The following is a 3542-nucleotide window of genomic DNA, read 5'->3' as shown; positions in this document are numbered from 1 at the left end:
GTCCCGGCGGCCGCGGCCGCCGGGAGGGTCACAGACCCAGTTCGCCCTCGAAGGCGCCACCTTCGATGCGCTTCTTGATCGTCTGCAGGAAGCGCGCGGCGTCCGCGCCGTCCACGATCTGGTGGTCGTAGGACAGGGCGAGGTACATCATCGAGCGGATCGCGATCGTCTCCTGGCCCTCGTCGTCGGTGAGGACGACGGGGCGCTTGACGATCGCGCCGGTCCCGAGGATGGCCACCTGCGGGGCGTTGAGGATCGGGGTGTCGAACAGGGCCCCGATGCTGCCCGTGTTCGTGATCGTGAACGTGCCGCCCGCCAGGTCGTCCGGGGTGATCTTGTTGTTGCGGGTGCGGGCGGCGAGGTCGGAGATCTTGCGGGCGATGCCGCCGAGGTTGAGGTCGCCGGCGTCCTTGATGACGGGCGTGATGAGGCCCTTGGGGGTGTCCACGGCCATCGAGATGTTCTCGCTGGCGTGGTACACGATGTTCTCGCCGTCGATGCTGGCGTTGAGGGAGGGGTGCTGCTTGAGCGCCTCCACCGCGGCCTTGACGAAGAACGGCAGGAACGTCAGCTTGGCGCCCTCGGTGGCCGCGAAGGAGTCCTTCGCGCGGGCCCGCAGACGGGCGACGCGCGTCACGTCGACCTCGATGACGGTGGTCAGCTGCGCGGAGTTCTGCAGCGACTCCTTCATGCGCTGGGCGATGACCTTGCGCAGGCGGGACATCTTCTCGGTGGTGCCGCGCTTGGCGGAGACCTCGAACGCCGGGGCCTGCTTCTGCTCCGGCGCGACGGCGGCGGCCGGCTGCGCCGGGGCCTGCTGCTCCTCCCGGGCCGCGGCCTTCGCCTCGTCGGCGGCCTGCTGCACGTCCTGCTTGCGGATGCGCCCGCCCACCCCGGTGCCGGTGACCCCGGAGAGGTCCACCCCCAGCTCCTTGGCGAGCTTGCGCACGAGCGGCGTGACGTAGGTGCTGCCGCCGGTGGGCTGCGGAGCCTCCTGGCGCGCGGCCGGGGCCTGCTGCTGCGCCGGCGCCTCCTGGCGCTGCGGCTCGGGCGCGCCCTCGCCCTTCGCGGTCGCCGGCTGGGTCGAGGCCTCGGCCTGCTGCCGCGCGGTCTCGCGCTCGGTGACCTCGTCGGCCAGCGACTCGCCCCGCTGGTCCGGCTGCGTCTGCAGCGGCTCCTTCACGGGCGCGGGTGCGGACTCCTGGGCGGGCTGCTCGGCGGGGGCGGGCTGCTGCGGGGCGGAGCCCTGCTCGGAGGCGTCGCCGACGCGGGCGAGGTCGGTGCCGACCTCGACGGTCTCGTCCTCGCCGACGAGGATCTCCAGCAGGGTGCCGGCCACGGGGGAGGGGATCTCGGTGTCGACCTTGTCGGTGGACACCTCCAGCAGGGGCTCGTCCACCTCGACGGTGTCGCCGACCGACTTCAGCCAGCGGGTGACGGTGCCCTCGGTGACGCTCTCACCGAGCGCCGGCATCTGCACGGCCGTGCCCCCGCCGCCGGAGGACGGCGCGGCCGCCGCCGCGGGCGGCTGCTCGGGCGAGGGCTCCTGCTGCGCCTCGGGAGCGGCCTGGGCCTGCTGCTCGGACGGCGGCTGGGGGGACTCCTGGGCGGGCTGCTCGGCGGGGGCGGGCTGCTGCGGGGCGGAGCCCTGCTCGGAGGCGTCGCCGACGCGGGCGAGGTCGGTGCCGACCTCGACGGTCTCGTCCTCGCCGACGAGGATCTCCAGCAGGGTGCCGGCCACGGGGGAGGGGATCTCGGTGTCGACCTTGTCGGTGGACACCTCCAGCAGGGGCTCGTCCACCTCGACGGTGTCGCCGACCGACTTCAGCCAGCGGGTGACGGTGCCCTCGGTGACGCTCTCACCGAGCGCCGGCATCTGCACCGGGTTCGACATCTGTTCGGTTCTCCTCACGGACGGACGTGCTCCGGCGCCCGGAGGGACGCCGACGGGTTCGGGCGGGACGGCGGGGCCGCGCCGACGCGGCCCCGCCGGTGCTCAGGAGTGCGAGTGCAGCGGCTTGCCGGCCAGCGCCAGGTGCGCCTCGCCGAGGGCCTCGTTCTGCGTGGGGTGGGCGTGCACGAGGTTCGCCACGTCCTCGGGGAACGCCTCCCAGTTGACGATCAGCTGGGCCTCGCCGACCTGCTCGCCCATGCGCGAGCCGACCATGTGCACGCCGACGACGGGGCCGTCCTTCTGCCGCACCAGCTTCACGAAACCGGTGGTGCCGATGATCTGGCTGCGGCCGTTGCCGCCGAGGTTGTACTCGACGACGTCGACGTCGCCGTACTTCTCGCGGGCCTTGGCCTCGGTCAGGCCCACCGAGGCGACCTCGGGGTCGCTGTAGGTCACCTTGGGGATGCCGGTCTCGTCGATCGGCGCGGGGTCCAGGCCCGCGATGTCCTCGGCGACGAAGATGCCCTGCTGGAAGCCGCGGTGCGCCAGCTGCAGGCCGGGGACGATGTCGCCGACGGCGCGCACGCCCTCGACGTTGGTGCGCAGCCGCTCGTCGGTCAGGACGAAGCCGCGGTCCATGGACACGCCCTGCTCCTCGTAGCCCAGGCCGGCGGTGTTCGGGCCGCGGCCCACCGCCACGAGCAGCAGGTCCGCCTCGAAGGTCTTGCCGTCCTCGAGGCTGACCACGACGCCGGAGTCGTTCTGCTCCACGCCCTTGAAGCGCACGCCGAGGGAGAACTTGATGCCGCGCTTGCGGAACGCGCGCTCCAGCGCCTTGCTGGCCGCCTCGTCCTCGAGGGGGACCAGGCGCGGCAGGGCCTCGACGATGGTGACGTCGGCACCGAAGGACTTCCAGACGCTGGCGAACTCCACGCCGATGACGCCGCCACCCAGGACCACCACGGACTTCGGCACCGAGTCCAGCTGCAGCGCCTGCTCGCTGGTGATGACCCTGCCGCCGACCTCCAGGCCGGGCAGGGAGCGCGAGTAGGAGCCGGAGGCGAGCACGACGTGCTTGCCGGTGTAGCGCCGGCCGTCGACCTCGACGGTGTCCTTGGCGACCAGCCGGCCGGTGCCCTGCACCAGCTCCACCTTGCGGGACTTCACCAGGCCCTGCAGGCCCTTGTGCAGGCGCCCGACGACGCCGTCCTTGTACTTGTTGACCCCCGCCATGTCGATGGAGTCGAAGGTGGCGCGCACGCCGAACGCCTCGGACTCGCGCGCGGAGTCGGCCACCTCGGCGGCGTGGATGAGGGCCTTGGTGGGGATGCAGCCGCGGTGCAGGCACGTCCCGCCCAGCAGGTCCTTCTCCACCAGGGCCACGGAGAGCCCGAGCTCGGCCGAGCGCAGGGCGCAGGCGTAGCCCCCGCTGCCTCCTCCGAGGATGACGACGTCGTACTCCTGGCCGGCGGGACCTGCCACGAAAAGCTCCTAGGTCGGCTGTGCTGGGGACTGCTCACGGCGATTCTGTCACTCCCCCCTCACCCCGGTGCCAGCGGGCACGTGTGACGGGGCCCACTCGAGCGGGTCCGCGGGCGTGTCCACCGGCGGCTCCACGCACGACGACGGCGGCACCCCGCGGGGTGCC

General features: G+C 72.8%; 2 protein-coding genes. Both read right to left on the bottom strand.

The genetic code is table 11. The features are described from left to right. Positions 1–28: 28 nt before the first annotated feature. Positions 29–1894 (bottom strand): 2-oxoglutarate dehydrogenase, E2 component, dihydrolipoamide succinyltransferase, encoded by a 1866-nt coding sequence (sucB, locus tag ACRYR8_RS20995; protein WP_432486213.1) that lies wholly within the window; start codon positions 1892–1894, stop codon positions 29–31. 102 nt (positions 1895–1996) lie between these two features. Continuing rightward, positions 1997–3376: a dihydrolipoyl dehydrogenase gene (gene lpdA, locus ACRYR8_RS20990; RefSeq protein ID WP_432486212.1), complete on the bottom strand. Its 1380-nt coding sequence runs from the start codon at positions 3374–3376 to the stop codon at positions 1997–1999. Between the last annotated feature and the right edge of the window lie 166 nt (positions 3377–3542).

Source organism: Kineococcus esterisolvens, from assembly GCF_050871405.1.
Taxonomy (GTDB): domain Bacteria; phylum Actinomycetota; class Actinomycetes; order Actinomycetales; family Kineococcaceae; genus Kineococcus.
The sequence above is the reverse complement of the archived record's forward strand: the minus strand, read 5'-3'. Positions and strand labels throughout refer to the sequence as shown.